20 protein-coding genes and 1 pseudogene are annotated in these 23785 nt (G+C 61.1%); 19 read left to right on the top strand and 2 right to left on the bottom strand.

The window, feature by feature from the left end; genetic code table 11:
• The 9 genes and pseudogenes from B4V04_RS00105 to B4V04_RS00065 form a co-directional block, all read left to right on the top strand.
• Nucleotides 1–369: pseudogene (locus tag B4V04_RS00105) on the top strand (hypothetical protein); the annotation flags it as partial.
• A 2-nt stretch (nt 370–371) separates the two neighbouring features.
• Nucleotides 372–1487: a TrbL/VirB6 family protein gene (locus B4V04_RS00100; protein ID WP_096396456.1), complete on the top strand. Its 1116-nt coding sequence runs from the start codon at nt 372–374 to the stop codon at nt 1485–1487.
• A gap of 2 nt (nt 1488–1489) precedes the next feature.
• On the top strand, nt 1490–2611 hold the full coding sequence (locus B4V04_RS00095) for a TraC-like domain-containing protein (RefSeq protein WP_498228373.1): 1122 nt from the start codon (nt 1490–1492) through the stop codon (nt 2609–2611).
• Nucleotides 2604–4811: a VirB4 family type IV secretion system protein gene (locus B4V04_RS00090; protein WP_498228371.1), complete on the top strand. Its 2208-nt coding sequence runs from the start codon at nt 2604–2606 to the stop codon at nt 4809–4811. The genes B4V04_RS00095 and B4V04_RS00090 overlap by 8 nt, the downstream gene beginning before the upstream one ends.
• Entirely contained in the window at nt 4777–9099 is a 4323-nt protein-coding gene (locus B4V04_RS00085; RefSeq protein WP_498228369.1) for a type IV secretory system conjugative DNA transfer family protein, read from the top strand. Before B4V04_RS00090 ends, B4V04_RS00085 begins: the two co-directional genes overlap by 35 nt.
• Before the next feature lie 388 nt (nt 9100–9487).
• Nucleotides 9488–10741: a phage NrS-1 polymerase family protein gene (locus B4V04_RS00080; RefSeq protein ID WP_498228367.1), complete on the top strand. Its 1254-nt coding sequence runs from the start codon at nt 9488–9490 to the stop codon at nt 10739–10741.
• A gap of 74 nt (nt 10742–10815) precedes the next feature.
• Nucleotides 10816–11256 (top strand): DUF8030 family protein, encoded by a 441-nt coding sequence (locus B4V04_RS00075; protein ID WP_049983724.1) that lies wholly within the window; start codon nt 10816–10818, stop codon nt 11254–11256.
• A 220-nt stretch (nt 11257–11476) separates the two neighbouring features.
• Nucleotides 11477–11767, top strand: a complete 291-nt coding sequence (locus tag B4V04_RS00070; protein WP_049983725.1) for a DUF8069 family protein — start codon at nt 11477–11479, stop codon at nt 11765–11767.
• On the top strand, nt 11767–12090 hold the full coding sequence (locus B4V04_RS00065; RefSeq protein WP_049983726.1) for a DUF7558 family protein: 324 nt from the start codon (nt 11767–11769) through the stop codon (nt 12088–12090). The genes B4V04_RS00070 and B4V04_RS00065 overlap by 1 nt, the downstream gene beginning before the upstream one ends.
• Before the next feature lie 165 nt (nt 12091–12255).
• Here B4V04_RS00065 and B4V04_RS00060 read toward each other — a convergent pair whose 3' ends face one another.
• Together B4V04_RS00060 and B4V04_RS00055 are read right to left on the bottom strand one after the other, a co-directional pair.
• Nucleotides 12256–13068, bottom strand: a complete 813-nt coding sequence (locus B4V04_RS00060; protein WP_135806887.1) for a DUF6036 family nucleotidyltransferase — start codon at nt 13066–13068, stop codon at nt 12256–12258.
• A complete protein-coding gene (locus B4V04_RS00055; protein WP_312621795.1) occupies nt 13065–13988 on the bottom strand; it encodes an ArsR/SmtB family transcription factor in 924 nt (307 codons plus the stop codon). Before B4V04_RS00055 ends, B4V04_RS00060 begins: the two co-directional genes overlap by 4 nt.
• Before the next feature lie 735 nt (nt 13989–14723).
• On the opposite strand from B4V04_RS00055, the gene B4V04_RS00050 reads away from it, so the two are divergent.
• The 10 genes from B4V04_RS00050 to B4V04_RS00005 all read left to right on the top strand — a co-directional run.
• A complete protein-coding gene (locus tag B4V04_RS00050) occupies nt 14724–15620 on the top strand; it encodes a DNA-binding protein (protein WP_498228364.1) in 897 nt (298 codons plus the stop codon).
• 225 nt (nt 15621–15845) lie between these two features.
• On the top strand, nt 15846–16769 hold the full coding sequence (locus tag B4V04_RS00045) for a transcription initiation factor IIB (protein ID WP_123115083.1): 924 nt from the start codon (nt 15846–15848) through the stop codon (nt 16767–16769).
• A gap of 100 nt (nt 16770–16869) precedes the next feature.
• Nucleotides 16870–17757 carry a biosurfactant protein 1 gene (locus tag B4V04_RS00040; RefSeq protein WP_123115222.1) on the top strand — a complete coding sequence of 296 codons (888 nt, stop codon included), beginning with the start codon at nt 16870–16872 and terminating at the stop codon, nt 17755–17757.
• Nucleotides 17758–17898: 141 nt separating this feature from the next.
• Complete coding sequence (locus B4V04_RS00035) at nt 17899–18087, top strand: DUF8012 family protein (protein WP_049983731.1); 189 nt, start codon at nt 17899–17901, stop codon at nt 18085–18087.
• 106 nt (nt 18088–18193) lie between these two features.
• Nucleotides 18194–18574, top strand: a complete 381-nt coding sequence (locus B4V04_RS00030) for a hypothetical protein (protein ID WP_058366987.1) — start codon at nt 18194–18196, stop codon at nt 18572–18574.
• Nucleotides 18575–18642: 68 nt separating this feature from the next.
• Entirely contained in the window at nt 18643–19305 is a 663-nt protein-coding gene (locus B4V04_RS00025; RefSeq protein ID WP_058366986.1) for a DUF6735 family protein, read from the top strand.
• A gap of 37 nt (nt 19306–19342) precedes the next feature.
• On the top strand, nt 19343–19627 hold the full coding sequence (locus B4V04_RS00020; RefSeq protein ID WP_123115082.1) for a DUF7967 family protein: 285 nt from the start codon (nt 19343–19345) through the stop codon (nt 19625–19627).
• A 61-nt stretch (nt 19628–19688) separates the two neighbouring features.
• On the top strand, nt 19689–20435 hold the full coding sequence (locus tag B4V04_RS00015) for a helix-turn-helix domain-containing protein (RefSeq protein ID WP_123115081.1): 747 nt from the start codon (nt 19689–19691) through the stop codon (nt 20433–20435).
• 60 nt (nt 20436–20495) lie between these two features.
• Nucleotides 20496–22901, top strand: coding sequence for a heavy metal translocating P-type ATPase (locus tag B4V04_RS00010; protein WP_092635702.1), 2406 nt, complete (start codon nt 20496–20498; stop codon nt 22899–22901).
• A 174-nt stretch (nt 22902–23075) separates the two neighbouring features.
• Nucleotides 23076–23785, top strand: a 710-nt coding sequence (locus B4V04_RS00005; protein WP_498228375.1) for an aconitase family protein, incomplete at its 3' end; no start/stop codon positions are given.

Genomic DNA, 23785 nt, shown 5'->3' with positions numbered 1-23785 from the left:
GACCGGATCAAGAATGGCGAGGCATTCGTCACGGTAGAGAACACAGGAAGCGGTCCGGAAGCGATAACTGAACTAATCTTCTCCGGGGACGTTCCCAATCCAATTGAGAACCCCAGAGGCAGTGGAATGCACGAAACCGACCGGGTAGTAGTCTCCCCTGGTGAGACGGCCGACCTGTTCAGTAGTTCGTTTCCGTTCGGTACAGAAACTGAGGACGGGATGGGATGCTCCCCAGAAGGGAATAGTGGCCAGTTTACTGTTATCGTTGAGACACGGGTCGGTGGAAATCAGGTCTCAAGCACCTACAACGTTCAATACACTGGTTCCGACGATATGACTGATTGTGAGGTCACGATCACTGAGGTATAACGATGGTCGATCTCATTGATGTCGTCCTTGAGGGTATCAAGGGCGTCGTTGAGTGGTTCATTGGGCTGTTCATGGACGGTCTCAGATCAGGGTATGAAACTCTGACTGAGGGAATGTTCGGGACACCTACTCCAGAGACGAACGGAGCTTTTGTTTTCGGTGAACCAACCAATGCACCCTGGCCAGCGATTCACGATGCTCTCATCGGCGGCGAAATCATGCTGGTTGCCCTCTTGCTCCTCGTGATGAGCGTTCAGGGCCGTCACACGGTTCGGATCTTCAATATTGGAAGTACCTACGAAGCCCGAAAAACGAAGAAGACGGCCTGGGTCGGTGCTTTTCTAATCATTACGTGGTATTGGGTTGGAACTCTTGCACTCTACCTCGTTGACGGATTCACTATCGCCCTGATGCCGGAGCTTTCCTCGGTTACGGAGGCGATGATTGGATTCTTGGAAGTATCCATCACAAACCCCGGACTGGGGCTATTGTTCGCCGTGATTGGTGGAATCTCGATGTGGGCGCTGGAGGCGCTGTTCTACATTCGGATGATTCTGCTGTATGTCTACTTGTACGGAATGCCGATTGCATTTGCACTGGCCTACGGAAACATTCCGGTCGTATCCGATATCGCGATGGGGTTCTGCAAACGGTTTGTCCCGTTGGCTGTCCTCCCGCTCCCGGCAGCGATGGTCCTCAAGGGGTACGACTTGATCTACGGCGGTGGGACTCTCACACCAGGAACAGCGTTCCTCAAATATCTCGTTGCTGCGTCCCTCCCGCTGGTCGCCCTCTACATCACGTGGAAGACGTTCAAATACGCGACCCCGTTGACGGCCAAAGTCGTCGGCGGTGCAACGAAAGGCGCAGCACTCGTTGGCGGTGTCGCCGCTGGAGCCTACGTCGGTGGCGCCGGCGTCGCGACGACCGCCGCTCGGTGGGGGCCGAAAGCCGCCGCTGGCCACGCCGTCGCGCAAAAAGCGGCTGCCCGCGGTGGGCATGGAGGAGACGATGGCGGGACGCCATCGTACCGTCGGACAGAGAATGACCCAGGTGGAGCGACAGCGGAATCAGCGAGTGACGACCGTGGGATGGAGTTTGATCGAGGAATCCACTAACAATGTCAGCAGATCAAGACGCGGCCGCACGGCGCATCATGGATCAGTTCGGCGAGGAGAGTCGCATCCCGTATCTCAATATCGAGGAAGGAGACGTCGGTATGCTCATCGCCTTCCCCATTATTGGGCTGTTTATTGCTGGCCTCACCGGGATCGAGTCGCTTGCCCTCCCGTTCGTCGCTGGCGGGCTTGGCTTTGGCGTTGCCGTCATCTACGTCTCACCAACCCACCTGAACGCTTGGACGTGGACCAAAGACGTCTACCGCTACCTCAAGCGACCTCAGATCACGTTCAGTGCGCCCGCCGAAGCCGACACGAGTACCAACGAGTCAGAGCGCAACGAAGGCGGACTCGCGAACTACACGCCGTTCAAGCCGGACGAGCGGACACAGGACCTCACGAACATCAAGCGGGCGTGGCCGGGTGCTGGTGCCATCCAGCGTGAAGACGGCGCGATGGAGGCGTTCATCGAGATCGATCCGGCCAACATGGACTTCGCGATGTCCGACGACTGGGCGCAGCTGCAAGACGCTGGCGAAGAGTTCGCCAACAAAGAGCTGGACTCGAAGCTCAAACTCCACGCCACAACCCGTTCATTTCCGGTGGAGCAGATCACCGAGACCATTGAGGACCGACTCACCGACGAAGACGTCACGGAGAACCCGATTTTCCGGGAACTCCTCGAAGAATACCGGGAGACACGGCCGAAGGAGATGCGTGACCGGGGCATTCAGCAGGTCCGGTACTACATCGGCGTTGAAGTTAGCCCGATAGAAGTGTACGACCGCTTCCGTGACGAGGGCACCCCCGCCGAGAAGCTGACTCAGTTCCCGGTCATCGGGTTCCTGTTCAACCCGTTCGTCACCCGCCGCGAGGACCTCACCGACGTCGAGCGCCGTGCCCAGATGTTCGAGAAACTCGACAGTCGCGTCAACGACGTTCGCTCCGAACTCATACAACAGGCGTCGGGGTGGTCCGCACGCCGGCTCAGCACGGTCGAGCTGTTCGTCCTGAATATGGACTTCTGGAACGGTCGCGAACACGACTACGATGATGCAGAACGTGTCGTTCGCGACCAATCGGTCATCGGCCACTCGCGCCGGGAGGACCCACACGATGCGTAATGTGATCCTCCAGACTGGTGGTGGCGCGCTTGGCTCCGTCGCCGGGTGGCTCCAGAACCTGACACCAGCAGAGAGTGCAGTACTAGCCCTTGCAGTGGGTCTCGGCCTTGGCGTCGGCAGTAAGTACCTCTGGGACCGCTTCACTGCGGATGATGAACCAGACGTGGACTTCACCGATGTCCTCGACGAGGAGACACTCGAAGAAGGCGAGGCCGAACGCAAGCTCCTCGACGACATCTCCGAGTCACACAAGACGGTGACCGCGCCGGCGGCGATTGAGTGGGAAACGCGAGCCGCACGGGTCGGCGAGCAGTGGACGACGACACTGTACATCGCTAACTATGCCGACTATCCCAACGACGGGTATCTGAGCGACCTCTTCGAGATGACCGACGTGCAGTTCGATCTGACAGCCCACATCACGCCGAAAAATCAGGAGCGGGCCCGGAACGAACTGCAGGACATCGCTGACGACCTTCAGGTGGACGCTGACCTCGAACAGAGTATCCGGAGTGCCTACCTACAGGAACGCGCCAACGAGGCTGCAGCGACGTACAAGGCCGTCGAGAACGGCGCGAACGTCTTCGACCAAGGGATGTTCATCACCGTGCGGGCCGCCGAGAAAGACGACCTCAGAGACGCCGTCCAGACGGTCAAGAGTGCGCTCCGGGACGACCCGGCGAACCTCACGCCGAAGACGGCCATCTGTCGCCAGGATCTCGCCCTCCAGTCCGCCGCGCCCATCGGCGACAACGAGTTCGGCCGGACGTCGATCGCACTCGGCGGCGCCATCGGCGCGTTACTGTCTTCGCCGCACAACGCGACGATACTCGAGGAAGGCGGCGTCGAGTTCGGGATCCACAAGGACAACCAGAGTCCGGTGGTCATCGACCCGTTCGCGCGGGACAACGGCTACGCGATGTTCACCGTCGGCGACACCGGGTCGGGAAAGTCGTTCAGTTCGAAGCAGAACTTCATCCGGTCGATTGAGCAGAGCAAGGACCGCATCGGCATCATCCTCGAACCATTGAACAACTGGGCCGGCGTCTCAGAGGCGCTCGACGCCAAGCGGATCACGGTTGGCGGGACGCTCGGTCTGAATCCGCTGGAAATCCGCGAGACGCCCGAACACGTCCAGCGGGCGATGGGTGAGGACGCGAGCCCGTTCAACGAGAAACTCGACGACGCGATGAGCTTCCTCACGAACTTCTTCGCCCTCCGGGGTATCTCACTGGGAGATCGGCGCACCACGCTCGAACTCGCCCTCAAACGTGCCTACCAGCGCAACGGGATCACCGACGACATCTCGACGCACAGCAATCCGAGTCCGACCATCCGCGAGATGATGGACGTGTTCGAAGATATGGTCGACGACCCCGAGGAGTTCGTCGTCCGGTCCGACGAGGAGGCGGGGAAGATCAAAGAGAACGCAACGTGGCTGCTCGATCAGCTCCGTCCCTTCGAGGACGACGGTCGCCACGCCAACCTCGGCCAAGAGTCCGACTTCGACATTCGGGACGAGAAGGTCATCTACCTCGACCTCGCCCAGCAGGAGGGCAGCGTCGACAGCAGCACGGCGCTGACGATGCAGCTACTCATCTCGCTGGTGTACGAGCGGGCGAAAGTCTCGGAGAAGGAGGTCGTGTTCTACATCGACGAGGCACGCTACATTATGCAGGACGCCGCGAGCCTGGCGTTCCTTGAGACGGTGTTCCGCCACCACCGGCACCACGACCTCTCGATCCGGCTGGTCACGCAGACCGTCGACGAGTTCTTCGAGCACGCCGAATCCGAGGCGATTCTGGACCAGTGTGCGGTCAAGCAGTTCCACCGCCTCGACGGGATGGACGAGGAGTGGGCCGACGAGTTCGGTCTGAACTACGCACAGATGCGGTTCGTCCAGGACGCCGTTCCTGGTAACGAGGACGCCGGCTTCTCCGAGGCGCTGGTGGGCGTCGACGGCGAGTGGCGCGGCATCCAGGTCAAAGCGATGCCCAAAGAGAAGCAAGTCATCGACTTCGAGCCAACCGAGCAACGGCGATCCTCACTCCCTGGGACTGGTGAGAACGCCGTGGACGCGGACGTGCAGGCGTTCCAAGACGAGATTGAACGCCGAGGGACTGACAACGGACAACTCCAATCTGAGCGGACGCCAACAGAGACTGATGGCGGCGAAACGGGAGGTGGCGACGATGCGTGAGTATCTTCGCGTGACGCCAACCTCCGAACGCCTCAATCCGGAGCGTCTGCCGCAGGCACTGGAGAGCCTCCACAAACTGACCTCAACGGACTCGACAGGGCTAGTTGACAAACTCAATCCGCTACATAGCGACACACCGATACAATTCGAATTTCTCGCGCTGAGCGAGGGGGCAGATGACCCCGTCGAATTCTACTACGGTGCCGACGACCATCTGGATACCCTTGAGAAGCGGCTCCAGTCGGTCTATCCCGAGACGTTCGACATCGAGCGTACCGAGGTCGACGTCGCATCCCGACTCGTGCAGCCTGTCGAATTCGACCGAGAGACATTCGTCGAGCAGTATAACTCGGGCGGGCTCAGGTATGAGTTCGGCCCTGACGAGCAATACGAACGTGGCACTGACGACAACAAACAAGCGGGGCCAGCAGACGCCGAATCAGTCGCGGATGGAGGAACAGTCGGTGACCAGTCTGCCGACCACTTCATCGAGATTGGTGATACTGCCCTCGAACTCGCCCCACCAGATGCGATTCCTGAGGATGAGCCACTCACCACGCTTGCCAAACCAACGGTAACATCGGAGGGGACGATACTCGCACGGCCAGCGACCGAATCCGTCTCCCCACTCGGCGTACGGTGGCAAGGGTCGGCGACTCGGAAGCAAGACTGGATGACCTCACTCTTGCCAGTTACTGCCGACGACGAAGCAGAACTCCCAGCCGTCGATCAGCCAGGAGGTGCGCTCGCGTCACTCGTCGACCATCTGATGGAGGCGACAGCACCAGTAGCGTTCCAGGTCGTCTTCCAACGACGCGAGAGCTGGCAGTCCGATGCCGACCTTCGCAAGGAGGACGTCATCGACGGACGAGACACACTCGCTCAGGAAATTATTGGCTCCCTTTTCGAACTCGACGATCAGTCGGAGAGCCGGGACAGAAACCAGCTGAGCGACGCCGTTGCAAAACGTGTCGCGGCAATCGAGGCGAAAAATCCGAAGCGGTCGTTCACCGCGAACATTCGAGCAGTCGGGATTCCATCCGGTAGTGACGGTCACGATGATCTCGATGAGCGAATGCAATCACTGGTCCCGGTATTCGACCCGCTTGATGGACCGTACTACCAGGTTGCGGCCGAACGGGTACGCAACAGCGGCTTCCGGGCAGCCACGAAAGAACGAAACGCCCGAGCGGCGCTGCAGCGGCTCTTGGATCGTGAGATCACGACTGGCCGTGGAAAGACCCGACCGGAGTTCGTCCTGAGCGGCCGAGAACTTGCGCACTTCGTACTCGTCCCCTCCTCGGAACAGCTTACTGTCGAGGGGACACGGGGGACGCGTGCGGAACAGCAGAGTCGGAATCCGTTGCCCCGTCCGCACCAAGACCTCATGAGTGAGTTCCGAGACGGGATGGCAATCGGGTATGCCCTCGACGACACCGGCGAGGCCGAAGACGAGCCGACACACATTCCACCCGGACTGCTGCCCACTCATTACGGCCGGTTCGGAACAACCGGCTCTGGGAAGTCGAAAGCCCTCATCAACGATATGCTGTCGCTGTACGACAACACCGAGGGGCCGACGATCCTCATCATCCCGAAAAACGACGATATGGCCCAGAATTACATGCGGGCTCACGCGCGTCGGTTCGGAATGACCGACCTCGAAGAGAACGTCGTCCACTTCCCGATTCCGGACGTCCTCCCCGGGTTCTCGTTTTTCGATCTCGAACCGTCGATGGAGAGCGGACGGCGCCGCGAAGACGCCGTCCAACGGAAGGCCGACCACTACGAAGAGATTTTGAAGCTCGTGATGGGAACCGACCGCTACGAGCGGGCGACTGTAGCCCCGACTCTCATCAAGACACTCATCAAGGCACTGTTCGACGAGGAATACGGGCGTGAGAACGGGCTATACCGAGCGTCGACGGATTACTTCGCCCACCGACAGCTAGAACACGTCGTCGACCAGCTTTGGGAGGCCGGGCCACCGAACGAGAACATCGGCGACGCCCCACGGTCGAGCGACGAGGAGGTCACCCGGACGATTCGACGGCAGCTCCAGTTAGATCCGAACACCTTCGCAAACGTGATGGGCGGTGTCGGAAACCGCCTTGCGTACATTTCACAGGATACGCACCTGCGGCAGATCTTCAACAATACCGAGAACCAGTTCGACTTTCGGGATGTCCTCGACGAGGATACGGTCATCCTCTTCGACCTCGGCGACCTCCGCGACGACGCCGCCCGGATCATGACCGGCGTGATCCTGACCAATCTCGATGCAGCTCTCAAGGACCGCAAACAGGCCCTCTCCCAGCACTCGGACGACTACGTCGTGAACTTGCTCGTCGACGAGGCAGCGTCGGTCGTGGTCTCCGACATCATGAATGATCTCCTCGAGAAAGGCCGGGGATTCCGGCTCTCTGTTGGCCTGTCGATGCAGTTCCCCGAACAGATGGAGGCTGAAGGTGGGCGGAAGATCTACCTGAATGCTCTGAACAACATCGGCAGTTCACTCATCGGGAAAATCAACGTCGACCGGGAACTGGCGCGAGCGATGGCCCACGAAGAGATGGACCCCGCGGATTTCGCCAATCGGATTCGTTCGTTGCCACGAGGGGAGTGGATCGCCAGCCTGCCAAGCCCGACGTTCGGTGAAACGGGGCCGTATCCGTTCAGTCTCGAACCACTCCCGATTCCACCGGGCCACCCCGAAAGCGAATCTCCACTCACAGCGCGTGAAGAGGAGGAGTTCACTGAGACGCTCTCCTCGATGCACGAGCACATCAGTGACGAACACGGCGTGCCGGCTGCAACAGACGCCTCAACAACGAGAACACCGACCGACGGACACGAGGTGCTCGATATCGGGAGCGATGACCTGGACGTCGCGATTGCGAAGGTGGTTCGGAGTCTGCAGCTTCGAGAGGAGTGCCGCGAGGAGAACGGCTGGGTGGCCGTTGAAGCAGTTGACGACGAACTCAGGCGGCTCTTCGACGACGTCGACGCCGAGCCGCCATCGTATGATGCACTCGCGGACATTCGAGAACGATCACGATACCTCGATACGACCGTCGATATCGACGCCGACGAGCTCCGCATCCGGCTCACTGAAGCCGGAGAGGATGTCTCGACACCCGATACTGGTAGCGTGCAGGCCGCTGGTGGGAGTGTCCACGACGCAGCACTCCTCCAGATCGAAGAAGAGCTCACCGCACTCGGCTTCACTGTCTCGATCCTCGCACAGGATGGCAGCGAGAAACCTGACGCGAGGGCGAGCCACTCCGACGTTGCAGACCGATTCGCCATCGAAGTCGAAACGACGACACCCGAGAATCCCGCAAAGGTGCTCACGAATCTCCGGAAAGCCCAAGAAGCAGGGGATATCCCGCTGTTTGTCGTTCGCCCAGGAAACGACGAAACTGAGTGGGCCGAGCGTGTCGACGGCATTCTCACACCACCCGTCCGTACCCTCCAGAATGGTGAGACACGGTTCTACACGACTGACTCGAATCTCACGTTCAACGGTGGAGCGACCGAAGAAGGTGGAGTGACGGCCGTGCGACCGGCGACCGACGACGAGAACGGGACCCAGAACATCTGGCAGCGTGATGGCGACGAGATCGTCCTTCGTGATACCAGCGGGACGGAACACATCCGCCTCCCGTCGCTTGGAACACTCTCGAAAGATCGTGTTCCAGCCATCTACAGCTACGACCACGCTGCCGACGAGTACGTCGTATACGAGCACGGTGAGCAACACATCTACGAGACGAAATCGGCGTTCGAGGGCGACTGGGTGCGTATCAAGAAGCCATTCGTCCCCGAAGCCGAACTCCAGACACCCGATTATAGCCCCACGTCGTACGCTATCGTCATTCTCCCTGAAGAAGGCAACCCGGTCGTGTACGATACTGACGGTACGTACTCGATGGACACCTTACTCGATACCGTCACCACAAGTGGGTGCGAAGAAACGACAGGAGAACAGGCAGACCATATTCAGCAGGCGCCTCAGCCATCGATTGACGATATTGCTGAGGATCCAGAGGCGGTTGTTGAGCGATTCGCAGAGACACACCTCGTCGAAGATCCGGAAAGCAGAGTAGCCGCCGGAGATGTCTACGAAATCTACGAGCAGTGGGCTGAGGCTCACGGGATTGATACAGATAGCAAACCCTGGTTCGGCCGTCGCCTCGGGAACTATGTCACGTTCGAGCGGAACACAGACAATGAGAACGGCGACTCTGTTCGATACTACGAGGGGCTTGCACTCAAATCAGAATAGATCTGGAGGGGAATACAATGCAATCCACACTCAGCGCCAAATATATCGTAAATGTAAATTTGAGTTTGCATAACAGGAAATGCCTCTCGCGTTACGGAAACATCGAGGCATATCGTCTCCGCAGCACCGAAATCAGCAGACGGAGAGGGGTTACGGCAACCAACCGAAATGCCGTAACACAAGCATTCTGGAGAGATTTTGCTGTATGCACGTATCGGGAGCCTCAGACCCAGGATTTCACTGATTTGAATGATCTGTTACGGCAAAAACCAACTAGGATAGAACGGGGGTTCCCCGTTGGGACCAAGGGATTGGATCGACACGCAGAGCAGCGTGAAGTCTGTGCTGGCTCAGAGCCAGTGAGAGCCATGCGAGGTGCTATGTGAGGATGAGTGAGAGTAGTATCGACGAATCGGAGGCGATTCCGGAGACGCTACGCGAACGGGACCAGTGGGTGTGCTGGCGCGAAGAGGAGCGGGACGGCAAGTCGACGAAGATTCCGGTGACGCCGGGAGGTGGGGGGTTCGCGTCATCAACAGAGTCGGAGACCTGGGCGAGCTTCGAGACAGCGCTCGACTACACCGAGACGGCACACGCCGATGGCGTTGGGTTCGTGTTTACCGACGACGATCCCATCGTCGGTGTCGACCTGGACGACTGCCGTGATCCTGAAACCGGCGACGTCGACGACGCGGCACTAGACATCATCGAGCGCCTCGACTCCTATACGGAGGTGTCACCGTCCGGCACCGGCTATCACGTCCTCATCAGGGGCGAACTTCCCGAGGGGCGGAACCGTCGCGGGAGCATCGAACTGTACGACACGGCACGATTTTTCACCGTCACTGGCGATCACGTCGAGCGGACACCAACGTGCGTCGCACGTCGACAGGACGCGCTCAGAGCGATTCACCGTGAGTACGTTCAGGAGACAGAGCGTGACACGGCAGCAGAGTCCGAACAGCGTGGTAGCGCTGACGACGAGTCACCGACGACCGGTGCAGCCGGCGTTGACGTCGACCTCGAAGACGAGGACCTCCTCGAGAAAGCGCGGAATGCATCGAACGGCGAGAAGTTCGAGCGGCTCTGGAACGGGAACACAGCCGGCTACGACAGCCAGTCCGAGGCCGACATGGCGCTGTGCTGTCTGCTGGCGTTCTGGACCGGCGGCGACCGGACCCAAATGGAGCAGCTGTTCCGCCAGTCGGGATTGATGCGAGAGAAGTGGGACGAGGTCCACTACGCTGATGGGTCGACGTATGGGGAGAAGACCATCGAGCGAGCAATTGCGACTACTTCGGAGTTCTACGACCCGGACGCCGGCGACGATACCGCGGACGAGATCCCCGCCACATCGTCGCCAGACGTCGGCGCTGCTGACTCGGAGCGGAGTCGCGCATATCTCGCCGAGAAGAACCAGATCTTGAGCGACCGCGTCGACGAGCTCGAGGCGACACTCACGGAGAAAACCGAGCGCATCGACGCTCTCGAAGCGGAGGTCAAGCGACTCACTGACGAACTTGCCACCCGTGGCCAGGAGGAGGAGTGCCAGGGCGAGCACGCCGCTACTACGAGTGAGAACAGTAGTGAGTCAGAGTCATCCTCACTGTTGGGTCGGTTATTCGGCGGTCGGTCCAAGTAGCGTTGCGACCGCAGCGGCACGTCTGTCACCCCCGCCAGGGGGCGGCGGGGTACATCACGTGCCCCCGATAGACGATGGCTTCGGAACGTACGACCCAAACGCAGACGGTACAGCAAGCAGCAACCAACTCCGACGGGGAGGCTCCGTGGGCAGACCTCGAGGTGGCGATCCCGAACGACCGCGATCACGCGTCGCTCGTCGCGCTCGTGGAGTGTGCCCTAATCGAGCTGACGCACGAGCACGTGGGGGCAGTCGTCGTCACCCACCAGGTCCGGGGGACAAACCACACGCAGTACGTCGCCGTCGACGACGTCAGCGAGCAGTTCCAAAAGCGGCACTTCGACGCCCGGCTGGGCTGGCACGAGACAACCGTTCCTCGGGAGATCGTTCGCGACGAACTCGTCACCCAGCTCACCCGGTCGGCAGCCTCACAAGCGGAACGCACACGAGAAGCAGCAGCCAGCGAGCCGGACACGTTCACCGTGAAGCCGGTTCAGGAACTCCGGACTCCATAGGCCACACTCTTAACCAACACTCGGGACCAGTTCTGTCGAAGTGTTGGTTAATGACGTTGCCAGAATTTATGCCCTCAACCCACGCCCACCGCCCTATCCCTCCGCGACGTTGCCGTTTTCGAGTACCGCGACCCAGGGTCGGACTGACGCCCTCCGACTGGGCTGTTTATCGGCGCCGGGAGGCGTGCAGCGCGCGAGAGCGTGCGCGGCGTGATTCACCATGGTTGGTCCCGATCCTCACGACGACACGAGTGCCGACCACGAACAGCTCGAAACCGAACTCCTCGCACAGGACCGTGACGCCGCGAGCGTCGCGACCGCGGACGTCGACGACGCAACGGCCCGCAGCCTAGTCGACGACCTCATCGACGCGGACGTCGTCACACCCGTTCCCGAGGATCGCGTTCTCGTTCACGAGCCGAGTGTTACTACCTTCGACTCGACGACGCAATTGGCCGTCTTCCACCGTGGCTGGACGGCCGGCCGCGACGCCGACGCGGAGGCGGAGTAATGCAGCAGACGCTTACAGGGTGTGCGTTCTGCGACGCTCCGCCCAGCACCGAGACTGGCGAGGCCCACACATGGGGGGAAGATGAGCGGGTCACCCACCCCATCTGCGTCGACTGCGCGATCCAGATGGAGCCGGACCCCAACGAGCGCGATCGCTACGCCTGCGATGGCTGTGGGCTCGTCGTCGACGCTCTCGCGGCGCTCACGCGCTTCCGTGTGGAACTCGGCCATCTCGAGGGGCCGCTGCAGCTGTGTGCGCGATGTAGTCCTGGCGGGCCCGCGACGTACTGGACGCACGACCTCGATGAGCATCTCGTTGAGTGAGACATATTGCCGACGCTTACACCGTTTCCATGGAGGACCTCGTTGACGAAGTCGACGTCGCGCTTGACCGCGACTAATGGGGAGTCTCCCTATCCATGGATAGGGAAAGTATCCAATAAGCCGCACCGCTTGGCATTACGCCATAGATTCCGGTATCCCTCGCCGTCAGATCGTCGTCGAAAGACGCTCGATGCGATCAGCGGTTCCCTTGACTGCGTCTTTCTCCTCGAGACGACTCACGATATCCTGTAATTCAACCGTGGTGTAATCGAGTTCCTGCTGGAGGGCAGGCATAGATTTCGGTTCGTCGAGGGCGTGAAGCACTTCGAGTTCCTCGTATACGCGCTCTGTAATCTCCGCGACCGGCTCATGCAGGGGTGTCCTCACGTTGTGTTGCTCGGTGAGATCGGCCAACGCCTCGTTCACGTATGTTACGAATAGCTCTTGATCCAAGAGGTCGATCTGCGCGGCGAGTTCTGCTTCGACGACGTCGAAATCGAGGTCAGTCTGCAGCAGCGAAAACATATCTTCGATATCGTCCACCCGTCCGGCGACCGCCTTGAATAGGAAGATGTCCTCTGGGCTCACGAGTTCGACCACCAAGTTGCTGGGGTTGAGGTACCGCTCGCTACGCTTCCGAATCCCGTCAGAAAGAACCAGTTTATCGATTACCTGCTGGTGAAAGATGTCGATTCGACACCCGTCGTCATTCTCAAGGATTCGCTGAGCACCGAGCGCTTCGTATTCTTCGTCCGGTTCCCGAACGATATCGTAACCAAGTTCGAGCAGTACTGCTTGGAGCTGCCCGAGGTCATCACCGGATGCGACGATGAGATCGATATCCTTGGTAGTGGTCTTGAGATCCTGGAACGCCATTGCCCCACCGCCGATCAAGAAGACAGTGAGCGGGTCGTCTAGCTGCTCGCCGATGCGCTCGAGTTCCGACCGAATGTACGAACTGTCGAATCGCGCCCTCATGCTGACACCCCGTAGTCCTCAGCCAATTCTTGGAACACTTCCCACTCGGGAAGTCGAGATGCCCGCTCCTCACCACTCGTGTCGAGATACGTGAGCAAGTCCTCGACGAGATCGTCGACGCCGTACTTTGTGGCCTGGTCACGCAGTTCGTCACGGTCGACGTCAACGTGGCTGAGCAGGAGAAGACAGTATGACTGGGTACGTGCGCCCGAATCGATCACGAGCATATGACAGCACAGCTTCGCCGGCGAGAGATCATTCATCGTCTCTGAATGGAAATAGTACCGACGGTCGCGGGCCAGAAGGGGCAGGTCGTAGGTCTGGAAACGCTCTGGCCCCGTCGAAAGGAAGTCCTCGGCGGTAATCTCATCTGCGGTCTGGACGAGGAACTCGTCGAGTGACTCCCAGAGAATCGTGTAGGTGTCGGTGTGTTGTTCGACGGTCTGGCGATGGTCGTGATGAACGAGTTCCCGAGCAAGCGTACTCAGTTGTTCGAATCCCTCGTTCAGCACATATGCATCCTCGTCAGTTTCGTAGATGATCCCTCGATGCTGAAGTGGATCGAGGGCGCGATAGACGGTACTTCTGTGAATGTTGGCCCGGCGCGCGAGCTCCATTACGACCCGCGGTGTTTCAAGATAGTAGAGAACGCGGAGCGTCGCACCCGACAACAGTTCAGGCCAGTCGATGTGCGAATACTCTTGGGTGATGTCTGCGAGGAGTTCGAGTGCTTTCGCGTCCGATGGCCGGATCTGCTTTGTTTTCCCTTGTCGACGCGTCTCGACGAGTCCGGTCGCTTCGAGACGATCGACAAGTTCAGACGTGTAGCTGAGACTGCGGTCCAGCTGGGTCGCAAATTCGGAGACTGTCTGCTCACCGTGAAGGACGGTGAGCGCGCGAACCTCGCCTTCGGTAAGCATCTGTTGCGTAGATACGAACCGATATTTAAATAACTTCGCTATCTCGCAACGAGTATGACTGACTCAGCTGAGGTTGCTGGGTGAGCAACACGATGAAGGCCCTCGGCCGTTCACGGGCGGCGCGCCGCCCGTTAGCTCGGGAGAGCCTGCTTTCCCGGTGACCGAGACGGCCTCGCCCTTTCTGAGTCCGCCAGGGCAGTAGTTGGGTCGCTGAGTGTCGCGGCTGGGTGGACAGGTGTGTCCGTTATGGCCCGCACCGCTCGCCGCGTTCCGCCCTCCGCGTCGCTCGCGACCGACCATTCCGGGCGTGCGGGCGCTCTCCGCACCGCCCGCGCCCGTTCCGGGCTAAAATGCATGTGCCCTCGGCGCCAGCGGGTATCCCCGTCGGTTGCGCCCCTTGCGGGCTTTCGCGTTCCAGCGCTTGGTGCCGCCTGCGCTGTCGCGCGCCACACCGCGGCGCGCGTTCTCGGCGACAGTCGCCCTGGACACGGACCCGCACATCGGGCCGGACACGAGCGGGCATATCCCGCTGGCCGCTCGCTCCGGGCGGGTCGGCGCGCGGTGCTGGTTGAGTGGCCTCCCTATGGCGCGCTCTCGCTCGCGCCCCAAGGGGCGCTCGCGAAGGCGCGAGCGAGAGCGCGCAGACGAGTCTGTCGGTCGTTGTCGTCGAGGAAATCCACGATGTTTGAGGCATCGCGGTGTCGGGCGCTGAGCGCCTTCAGGAGCTGAACTCCAATGTCGAGTAAGAACGTCTTCGGTAATGAGGTTTCGGTCGATGAACAGGCTTTCGAGAAACACGATGAAGCGGCGGTCGATGAGGATGGCTTCGAAGTCGTCGACGAGACCCCGGAGTTCCGGGCGACGGTCGACATGGAAGTCCAGGCCAAAGTCGATTCCAACCACCCAGACGCGCGCGTCGAGGAAGGCCCGGATCACATGTTCGGGAAGACCCTCGAACAGGAAGAGCGCATCAAGGCACGAGAGGCCGAGTTGGAACACATCAGTGCCCAGGCAGAACTCAGTCAGCAGGAGGGGCGTGCGAAGCGGACGCGAGACATCGCAGCGAAGCGAAGCGCTGAGCGGCGTGTGAAGTTCCAGAAGCGGGCAGCGAGCGTGAATCCGATGGCTGACCCGGAGCGAGACGATCCTCGTGCAGAGCTCACGCAGGAGCAGTTGGCGGCGGTGAACAAGCAGTCGATGCGACTGGCGGAGAAGCTGGATGGCTGGTCGCGAGCAGCGATTGGCCGGCGGTTGGGTGAAGCCGTCGTCGGTGGGAAAGACCTAACGAGTGCAGTCGTCGGGGTGTTCGAGGAGTTGCAGACGGCGCCTGGGACGGTGATCCCCATTGGGAAGCTCGAGGACGTCAATCGCAAAGAGGTGAGCATCGAGGGTCGAGTGGAAGTACTCTGGGATGCGGACTCGCCGGCCATCGCTCAAGTCGGGCTGATCGCAGACGACAGTGGAAAAACGAAGGTGACGATCTGGGAGAAATCAGATGCGCCGTGGATTGAAGAGGGCGAGCAGGTGCGTATTCACAAGGTAGCCCGGAACTGGTACGAGGGGCGCGTCTCACTGGCTGTCACTGGGTGGACCACCATTATGTTCCCTGAGCGCGGTCGGTGGTGGGAATAGCCGGTCGGCGCACCCCTTTTTTGCTGGTGTGTACGCGGTCACCGCCACCTCCCACCACCTCCACGGTCCGGGCTGCTCACGGCGCTCACGCGCCGTTTCGCGGCCGGGCTTTCGCCACCTCGGCCCATCAGTGTCAGCGCTGTTCCGTGTGGTGTGTATGTGCCCCCTGATGGGTGAGGGGCACTCCGAGAGACGCGATCCGCGTGAGTCCCCTCGTGAGTATCCATGGCAACCAGAGAGATCTACGAAACGACGTTCGACGAAGACGTCCAGACCGACTCGAATGCTACGCAGTGTCCCGAGTGTAACGGGCAAGTTACAACCAACGCGGTTGAAACCGTCTGCGAGGACTGTGGACTCGTCGTCGACGAGCAGCGGATCGACCACGGGCCAGAGTGGCGAGGGTTCGACGACGAACGAGAGCGCACGGGCGCTCCGTTGACGGCAGCACGACACGATCGAGGGTTGTCAACGGAGATCGGTCGCGGGGCCGATGCGAACGGGAACAGCCTCTCCGAACAGAAGCGACGCCGGCTGTTCCGGATGCGCCGTGAACAGACCCGTGGGCGGTTTCAGTCGAAAGCTGAACGCAACCTCGCACACGGGCTTAGTGAAGTCCGCCGGATCAGTAGTACGCTCGAACTATCCGAGACGATCCGTGACCAGGCCTGCCAGCTCTTCCGCAGCGCTCAGAACGAGGAACTCCTGCAGGGCCGGTCGATTGAGGCGATGGCCGCCGCGAGTGTCTACGGAGCGTGTCGGTGTAACGGGCGACCACGAACGCTCGACGACATCACCGAGTCGGCGCGCGTCGAGCAATCGCGGGTGACGAACGCATACACGACGCTGAATACAGAACTCGGCCTACCAGCCCAACCCGTGACGCCCAGTGCGTTCGTCCCGCGGTTGGCGTCGGAGCTCGACGTCTCCGATCAAATCCGGCAGCGGGCTCGGCAGCTGGCGGAAGCATCCGAATCGACCGGAGCAACCACGGGGGTTCGGCCATCCGGGTTCGCCGCAGCCTGTCTGTACAAAGCCGGACGCGAAGACGGGCGGTGGCTCACCCAGTCGGACATCGCTGACGTTGCGAACGTCTCAGTGGTCACCGTGCGGACCCACCGCGACGCGCTGGACGAACTGGCTGTCTAAGGCCCACACTGCTGATTTTCGGTTGTATGTCTGTAGGCTGATTGATGTGAGAGCCATTGTTTAAACCCGAAGACGAAGCATGATACGGCCAGATCACTCTATGACCGACCAGTACGCCGACTACGAAGCCCTCCGACCGCTCGGCGAAGCGACCCACGTTCCCGACGATCAACTCGCCAGTAGTAGTGGTGAGCCCCGGCGGCAGCGCTCCGGTGGCGTCGACGCGGGCTATCCAGACGGCCCGACAGCAGATGCGACCGAGTGCGCTTCCTGTGGAGCGTCGATCCCCGCTGGCCAGTCGAAGTGCCGGTTTTGTCTCACGAACCATCTCGAAGCAGCCGATGATCAGGACACATCGACTGCCGAACGGACTCTCATCCACGTCATCCAGCTGCTCGTCGAGGCGTCGACGTTCTACGGCGCCGTCGGGAAGGGATCTGCTGCGGCTACCCTCCTCGTGAAGGCAGACGATGACCCAGTAGTCGATGACTGCAAGCTAATCTACGATCTCGACGAGGAACCGGCCCCACAGCTTGTCGATCAGTGGCCCTCGCTCCCCTCGGCGACACGGGTCACGTCTGAATGTGGTAATCAGCTGCTCGCGGTTGCTCGTGAGCGGACGGCGTGGACAGAGACGACGCAGTCCTGTCACGACGGCGAGCACGCGACGTTTCTCTACGACGAAACTGGGAGCGCGGTTCGCACCGAAGAGGGGCTTGCAAGCCTTCGTGAGGACGCAGACGACGACTTCTGGCTGGTGCCAGCGATTGCGCTCCAGGAATCCGTTGACAAGACCGATACCGAACAGCCACGACGCGAGCGCCCAAACAGGACTCACCTCGAGTGTCGGGAATGTGATCGGGAGACTAAGCATCGATTCCGCGAATTCGAGGCTGTCCCCGATGATGAGTGGACCGGGCAGCCCATGTGGGAGTGTCAGCGGTGCGGGACACCTCGCTATGGACCCGAACCAGAAGCCGATCAATAGAGACGGAGTCAGTTTAACCAACGGACCTGATATCGACTCGTTCTGTTGGTTAACTAGAGGTCAGTTCGTGATCACTCCCAGACTGCCCCGCTGACTGCCCGCCGGTGTTTTTTCGCGCCGGAAATTGGCGGAGGCGCACACATGGACCCACGAGACACCCCCGGCTATCGACTCCACCGCGCGCTCAGTAGCCTCACCAGTATCGACAGCGACCAATTGGAGCCCGCTGATCAAGAGCGAATTAGCACCGCGACGACGCTCCTCGAGCAGGTGGATGTTCTCACCCAACCGAATACGACGAGGGACGGTGACGTCAACAGAGAATCCTGACAGCTCGATGCATCGGCAGCGCAACGTCATGTGGCCGTCACAGCGTGAGCAGTTGCTCGCCCCCTGAAGGGGTGCGGGGGCGCGAGACAGCTCCCGAGAACAACCGATGGCAACTCTCCAAGCCGCAACGACATCGACCGGCGCGCTCGTAACAGACCCACAGGCCGTCCGCCAGCTCTGTGAGAACCACTGCTTCGGGACGCTCAACTGGGAGGTGGACGACGACGGCGAACTGATCATCTGGGGCTACGATAGCTTCGAAGTGTACGAGGCCCGTGAGAACGGGCTTCCTGACTACGACGGTGGCATCGTCACCCACGAGTTCCTCCGGTCGCTCGCGGAGTATCTCGAACCGGACGAAGAATTCGACATCCAGACAGCCGGATTTACCAAATGCCGATTTCCCGTGCTGGCGAAACGGTACGTCGTCCGCGACGGTGAGGTGCTGTACGCGGACCTCAGTTCCCCCGACCCGATCGACGAGTAGCGTTGTTCGTCCCCCGGGAGGGGTGCGGGGCGATCCAGTCGTGGATCGTTCTGCGAGGTGATTGTTCAATGGGCCACCGCGCACTTGTTGCGTACGAACGAACCGACGGACAGTACACGCTCCATTACTCTCATTGGGGTGCATCAAATCTGAAGCTCAAGCACCGAATCTCGGCTGAGTCGCCGTTCGGTGGCGAAGACACCGACTCCAAGTGGGCGAAACAGCTGCTGGCGGAGTTAGCCGATGGCCTCGAGGCAGATGCCGTCGACGGCTACCTCGCCGGCGAAGACCGACCGTCGACGGTCGTCGAGCCGAAGCCTCGCGCCACCGGGCTCACGCTCGAGGAGATTATCGCTGACCATCTCGACTACCTCCACCATGAGGCGTTTTACGTGGTGTCGACGACGTTCGAGGTGACCGCCTATCGGACGCTGTGGTTCGGGCTCCAGTACGACTCGGAGACGGTCGAACAGGGAGAGACCGTCGGGAACGGCGCGCTCGCGACGGTGCGTTGGTACGACGGCAAGCCGGTCGGCGACGGCCATCTGAAGGGACAGTTCCGGGCACTGAAAGACGTCGTTGGCGACATGCTCGACAAGGGCGTCTTCACGCCGTCAACGGCGAGACAGTATCTGAAACGGAAGCTCGCTGAGCGGGTCGGAGACCGACAGGAGCTGCTCATTCCGACCGGAGAATCACCCTTCGAGACAGCGAGTCTCGGCAAGTCGTAACACCAATCCCTTAGTGGATATCGGGGGACGTCCAAGTATGTCAAATCAGTCTGAAGATGACGTTCGTGTTTGGCTTGTCGAACGGACGTACTCCGATGACGAACAGAACCTGATCATCCTCACCTACGCAACGCCCGATGGCGAACAGTACTATCGGAAGGAGCGGGCGCTAACCTCATTTACCGATGTCCGAGATACGACGGCAGCAGTCGATGCTGAACTCGACAATCTTGGCATGGTCGATGACCCAGACCTCCAGGAACAATACGCGGCCGAAGCGCAGCGAATGCAGGAGGTCCACGACCCGGACGACGTGATCTGATACCCGCCAGTAGACATCACCCCGGACCATGGGTTATGTCGTAGGAGGCCGTACACAGGATATGCGCGAACTCATCTTCGCACTCGAATACGAGCCGGGCTGTAACCGGGTGGCTGACGCTCTCGCCGACCACTCCGACGCCCGCGTCCGCTCGCTCTCGCTGCACGCCACTGCCGAACGTCTCTGGCGGGTCGACCATGCTACCGGAACTCCTGAGGCGCTCGACGCTATCGAGGACGCCTTTCTCACCGGCGACTACTACGCCGACTGTCTGGCGACTGAGGATTGCGGCGCCACACAGACCACCCGCGTCCTCGACCGCACGGACGACGCGCTCATCCTCTACTCAGATTGGGAGCGCACTCCGACCTGCGCCTCAGTCCCCCACATCGCTCGCGACCACCTCGGCGACGGCGTGCTGTTCGAGACTCGTCACGAGGGCCGCCACTACACGTGGCGACTCATCCACTCCGGCGATGGCGACGTGGCGGCGTTCTTCGACGCTCTCAAAGTCGCCGTCGGGGAGTGCGCCCAGATGGAGATGCTCCGCACAGCGGACACAACATCAGCTAGGGGAAGCGACGGAACACCGAGTGGATTGCCTCCAGCCCAAGAGGCTGCTCTCCAGGCCGCCGTCGAACACGGCTATTACGAGTCGCCCCGCGAGGTTGACGTCGGCAAGCTCGCCGAGCATCTCGACGTGCCGCGGTCAACACTCACCTACCGACTCCGTCGGGCGGAAGAACATTTGGCGAAGCAACATGTCGCCGGCGAGCGGGTCACGGAAGAACAGCTGGCATCGTACTGAGGGCCGCAGTTGGAATATTCCAACAAAGACATATCGAACTCCCACTCCTACCGTGACGTGATGACAGAGAATCCGGACGCAGCAGGAGGAACGAGCGGCGGCGGACAGCGACGTGAGCTGACCGCCCGCCTCGCCGTTCCCGAGATGGACTGTCCCTCTTGCGCCCAAAAGGTGAACAAGAGCCTCCAGCGTGTCGACGGCATTACTGACGTCACGCTCCAGCCGACCACCGGCACAGCCAACGTCACGTACGACCCTGATCGGACTAGCGAAGCCGACGTCGTCAAGGCGATTGAAGGCGCCGGCTACGAGGTCGTCGGGGGCTCGGACGCCGAGGGCGATGATGAGGACAACCAGGCGGCCGATGGCGTCGACATCGCACCACCATCGGAGGTCTGGACGAGTCCTCGCGCGAAGAAGACGTGGCTCGGCGCGGCGTTCCTCACCGTCGGGCTCCTCTTCGAGTTCTTCCTCGCAGGACAGAACATCGCCATCGCAAGTGTCCTCGAGTACCCGCTCCACATCGCAGATGTCCTGTTCCTCGGCGCCGTCGCGGCCAGTGGCATCCCGGTCGTCCGTAGCGGGTACTACTCCGCGAAGAACCGGAGTCTGGACATCGACCTGCTAATGGGGACGGCCATCATCGCCGCGACCGGTATCGGCTACTTCGTCGAGGCGGCGACGCTGGCCGTCCTATTCAGCATCGCCGAGCTGCTCGAGGACTATGCGATGGACAGGGCACGGGACTCCCTGCGCGAGCTGATGGAACTCTCGCCCGACGAGGCGACCGTCCTTCGCGATGGTGAGGAAGTCACGGTGCCCGCCGAGGAGGTGGAGGTGGGCGAGACCGTGGTTGTTCGCCCCGGTGACAAGATTCCGCTCGACGGGACGGTCATCGAAGGCGAGAGTGCAGTCGACCAGTCGCCGATCACGGGCGAGAGCGTCCCCGTCGACAAGGCTGCCGGCGACGAAGTGTACGCGGGCAGCATCAACGAGGAAGGATACCTCGAGTTCGAGGCCACTTCGGCCGCCTCGGAGTCGACGCTCTCGCAGATCATCGAGATGGTGCAGGGCGCACAGGCGAAGAAGACCGAGTCCGAGCAGTTCGTCGACCAGTTCGCCGGCTACTACACACCCCTCGTCGTCGTGCTGGCAATCCTGACCGCCGCTATCCCGCCGCTGGTTATCGCTGATCCGGTGTCGGTGGACCTAGCCGGTTACGGGTTCACCTTCGCGGGCGACTGGCAGGCGTGGTTCATTCGGGGGCTTACTCTGCTGGTGATCGCCTGCCCGTGTGCGTTTGTCATCTCGACCCCAGTCTCCGTGGTGTCGGGGATCACCAGTGCCGCGAAGAACGGTGTCCTCATCAAAGGCGGCAACCACCTCGAAGCGATGGGCGAGGTGGACGCCATCGCCCTCGACAAGACTGGTACCCTCACCAAGGGCGAACTCGCGGTCACGGACGTCGTAGCGCTTGGCGGTACGAACGACGAGACGGTACTCCAGCACGCGGCTGCACTCGAGCAGCGAAGCGAACACCCAATCGCCGAGGCGATACTCGAACGCGCCGAAAAGGATGCCGGCGATGACGTGCCGAGTATCGAGAAATTCGAGAGCATCACCGGAAAGGGGATCAGCGCAGACATCGACGGCGAGACGTACTATGCAGGCAAGCCCGCCCTCTTCGAGGAGTTGGGTTTCGACCTGTCGCACGCCCACCTCCGTGCCGACGGCGGCGCAGTCGCCGAAGTGGCCCACGAGCAGTGCGAACGCGAGGACTGTGCCGACCTCGAGGACGGCGCGATCTCGCGGTTCGAGAATGAGGGGAAGACGGTCGTCCTCGTCGGCACGGATACCGAATTGATCGGCATTATCGCCATTGCCGACGAGGTGCGGCCGGCCGCCGAACGGGCGGTCGCACGGCTGCACGAACTCGGCGTCGCGCACGTCGTGATGCTGACCGGCGACAACGAGGGGACGGCCCGTGCGATCGCCGAACAGGTCGGCGTCGACGAGTATCGCGCAGAACTATTGCCCGACGAGAAGGTCGATGCCGTGGAGGCGTTACAGGCGGAGTACGGCGACGTGGCGATGGTCGGCGACGGCATCAACGACGCGCCCGCGCTGGCGACCGCTGAGGTCGGCATCGCGATGGGCGCGGCCGGAACGGACACCGCAATCGAGACCGCCGACATCGCGCTGATGGGCGACGACATCAGCAAGCTGCCGTATCTCTACGGGCTGTCGCACACGGCGAACGGCGTGATCCGCCAGAACATCTGGTCGAGCCTCGGCGTGAAGGCCCTGCTTGCACTCGGCGTCCCGCTGGGACTGGTGAGCGTCGCGGTCGCGGTCATCGTCGGCGACATGGGGATGAGCCTCGGCGTCACCGGGAACGCGATGCGGTTGTCACGAATCGCGCCTGAACGCATGGACAGTAAGACTGGCCAAGAAACGGGTGCCTGAACCCATGAACACTAGCGAGGAAGGCAGTGCCACCTTATGCAGAACTGTACCACTCGTCGAACGCGAGAGCAACGAGCTCTCTGAACCCCTTCGGGCAGGTCCAACTGCTCGAATCCCGTCTCCCGAGAACGGGGACAAGAATAACCGTTACTCCGTTTGAAGTATTCCACAATAATGAACCCCTTCAATGCGATCCGCGAGTTCGAAGCCGATGGAACGACCTACAAGATGGCCGACCTCACCGTCCTCGAAGAGGAAGGCCTCTGTGAACTTGATAAACTCCCGGTTAGCATCCGTGTCATGCTCGAATCCGTCCTCCGAAACGCCGATGGGGAGGACATTACCGAGGACGACATCCGTGACCTCGCTGGCTGGCAACCGGACGTTTCCGACGCCGACATTCCGTTCCAGCCGTCCCGGGTCATCCTCCAGGACCTCACAGGCGTCCCTGCCGTCGTAGACCTCGCGGCGCTCCGGTCGGCCGTCGACCGCAAGGACCGCGACCCAACTCTCGTCGAACCCGAGGTGCCCATCGACCTCGTGATCGACCACAGCGTCCAAGTGGACTACTTCGGTAGCGAGGACGCCTACGAGAAGAACGTCGAACTGGAGTACGAGCGCAACAGCGAACGGTACCGGGCACTGAAGTGGGCGCAAAACGCCTTCGACGACTTCAGCGTCGTCCCACCTGGAACGGGAATTGTTCACCAGGTGAACCTAGAGTATCTCGGGCAGGTCGTCCACGAACGCGAGCAGAACGGCGAGAACTGGCTGCTTCCGGACACGCTCGTCGGCACGGACAGTCACACGCCGATGATCGGCGGCATCGGCGTCGTCGGCTGGGGCGTCGGTGGCATCGAGGCCGAAGCCGCGATGCTCGGCCA

It is taken from the genome of Halorubrum sp. B52 (assembly GCF_059752555.1).
Note: the sequence above shows the minus strand (reverse complement) of the source record. Positions and strands in the feature narration are given on the sequence as shown.

What these genes read in the sequence shown, in the direction of transcription:
- B4V04_RS00070 (WP_049983725.1), top strand. Translation starts at nt 11,477, where the DNA reads ATGGTTGGTCCCGATCCTCACGACGACACGAGTGCCGACCACGAACAG.
- B4V04_RS00100 (WP_096396456.1), top strand. Translation starts at nt 372, where the DNA reads ATGGTCGATCTCATTGATGTCGTCCTTGAGGGTATCAAGGGCGTCGTT.
- B4V04_RS00095 (WP_498228373.1), top strand. Translation starts at nt 1,490, where the DNA reads ATGTCAGCAGATCAAGACGCGGCCGCACGGCGCATCATGGATCAGTTC.
- B4V04_RS00030 (WP_058366987.1), top strand. Translation starts at nt 18,194, where the DNA reads ATGGCAACTCTCCAAGCCGCAACGACATCGACCGGCGCGCTCGTAACA.
- B4V04_RS00080 (WP_498228367.1), top strand. Translation starts at nt 9,488, where the DNA reads ATGAGTGAGAGTAGTATCGACGAATCGGAGGCGATTCCGGAGACGCTA.
- B4V04_RS00035 (WP_049983731.1), top strand. Translation starts at nt 17,899, where the DNA reads ATGGACCCACGAGACACCCCCGGCTATCGACTCCACCGCGCGCTCAGT.
- B4V04_RS00060 (WP_135806887.1), bottom strand. Translation starts at nt 13,068, where the DNA reads ATGAGGGCGCGATTCGACAGTTCGTACATTCGGTCGGAACTCGAGCGC.
- B4V04_RS00025 (WP_058366986.1), top strand. Translation starts at nt 18,643, where the DNA reads ATGGGCCACCGCGCACTTGTTGCGTACGAACGAACCGACGGACAGTAC.
- B4V04_RS00065 (WP_049983726.1), top strand. Translation starts at nt 11,767, where the DNA reads ATGCAGCAGACGCTTACAGGGTGTGCGTTCTGCGACGCTCCGCCCAGC.
- B4V04_RS00045 (WP_123115083.1), top strand. Translation starts at nt 15,846, where the DNA reads ATGGCAACCAGAGAGATCTACGAAACGACGTTCGACGAAGACGTCCAG.
- B4V04_RS00075 (WP_049983724.1), top strand. Translation starts at nt 10,816, where the DNA reads ATGGCTTCGGAACGTACGACCCAAACGCAGACGGTACAGCAAGCAGCA.
- B4V04_RS00020 (WP_123115082.1), top strand. Translation starts at nt 19,343, where the DNA reads ATGTCAAATCAGTCTGAAGATGACGTTCGTGTTTGGCTTGTCGAACGG.
- B4V04_RS00050 (WP_498228364.1), top strand. Translation starts at nt 14,724, where the DNA reads ATGTCGAGTAAGAACGTCTTCGGTAATGAGGTTTCGGTCGATGAACAG.
- B4V04_RS00085 (WP_498228369.1), top strand. Translation starts at nt 4,777, where the DNA reads ATGGCGGCGAAACGGGAGGTGGCGACGATGCGTGAGTATCTTCGCGTG.
- B4V04_RS00090 (WP_498228371.1), top strand. Translation starts at nt 2,604, where the DNA reads ATGCGTAATGTGATCCTCCAGACTGGTGGTGGCGCGCTTGGCTCCGTC.
- B4V04_RS00010 (WP_092635702.1), top strand. Translation starts at nt 20,496, where the DNA reads ATGACAGAGAATCCGGACGCAGCAGGAGGAACGAGCGGCGGCGGACAG.
- B4V04_RS00040 (WP_123115222.1), top strand. Translation starts at nt 16,870, where the DNA reads ATGACCGACCAGTACGCCGACTACGAAGCCCTCCGACCGCTCGGCGAA.
- B4V04_RS00015 (WP_123115081.1), top strand. Translation starts at nt 19,689, where the DNA reads ATGCGCGAACTCATCTTCGCACTCGAATACGAGCCGGGCTGTAACCGG.
- B4V04_RS00055 (WP_312621795.1), bottom strand. Translation starts at nt 13,988, where the DNA reads ATGCTTACCGAAGGCGAGGTTCGCGCGCTCACCGTCCTTCACGGTGAG.